This window comes from Treponema sp. R80B11-R83G3 (genome assembly GCF_054786115.1).
Genome location: NZ_BDHF01000418.1, coordinates 1 through 568, shown reverse-complemented (window position 1 = coordinate 568; position 568 = coordinate 1). Strand labels below are relative to the sequence as shown.

Annotated in this window: 2 protein-coding genes; one reads left to right on the top strand and one right to left on the bottom strand. The window is 34.2% G+C overall.

Going from position 1 to position 568, the window contains the following annotated elements:
* Positions 1-13: 13 nt before the first annotated feature.
* Positions 14-334 carry a helix-turn-helix domain-containing protein gene (locus ACYVRH_RS14215; protein WP_461257527.1) on the bottom strand — a complete coding sequence of 107 codons (321 nt, stop codon included), beginning with the start codon at positions 332-334 and terminating at the stop codon, positions 14-16.
* Positions 335-353: 19 nt separating this feature from the next.
* On the opposite strand from ACYVRH_RS14215, the gene ACYVRH_RS14210 reads away from it, so the two are divergent.
* On the top strand, positions 354-512 hold the full coding sequence (locus ACYVRH_RS14210) for a hypothetical protein (RefSeq protein ID WP_461257526.1): 159 nt from the start codon (positions 354-356) through the stop codon (positions 510-512).
* The last annotated feature ends 56 nt before the right edge of the window (positions 513-568 follow it).

Genomic DNA, 568 nt, shown 5'->3' with positions numbered 1-568 from the left:
TTTAGAGAGGTATTTAGCCTAAATAATGCTTAAAAACATCAGTTACCGCCACATTTATCTTTTGGGTGATGTCTTCAGAAAGTTGACTCATTATCTCTTTACTGTTTGAAGGCACTAAATCACCCTTAAAAAGTTCAAAAACCTCAACTTCAAGGGCTTTCGCAAGGCTACAAAGAGTTCTAGCAAGGGGAAAATTGTTTCCTCGTTCTACATTTGAGAGAAATGTTATAGAAATACCAGCTTTATCAGCTAAATCGGCTTGTGATAACTGCTTCTGGGAGCGGAAAAACTTAATATTTTTACCTAAAACGTCCTTTAATTCCTGTTCTTCCATTACGGTAATTGGATTTTTAATGGCAGGGTGTGAGTTATTTAAAGACGATGAATTTCCCTCTGAATTTAGAGGAACATGGGAAAGGGATTATACGTCAGTGTACACTAATACATTGACTTTTACTTCCAATACTATAAAAGACAGTACTCAAAGTTTTTATTGGGGCTACAACTTCTAGCGGGAATAAGTACATTACAATCTAGTTTTTTTTATTTTTTCATGTTACAATAAAAA

Coding starts and splice junctions, on each gene's coding strand:
- ACYVRH_RS14215 (WP_461257527.1), bottom strand. CDS start 334: ATGGAAGAACAGGAATTAAAGGACGTTTTAGGTAAAAATATTAAGTTT.
- ACYVRH_RS14210 (WP_461257526.1), top strand. CDS start 354: ATGGCAGGGTGTGAGTTATTTAAAGACGATGAATTTCCCTCTGAATTT.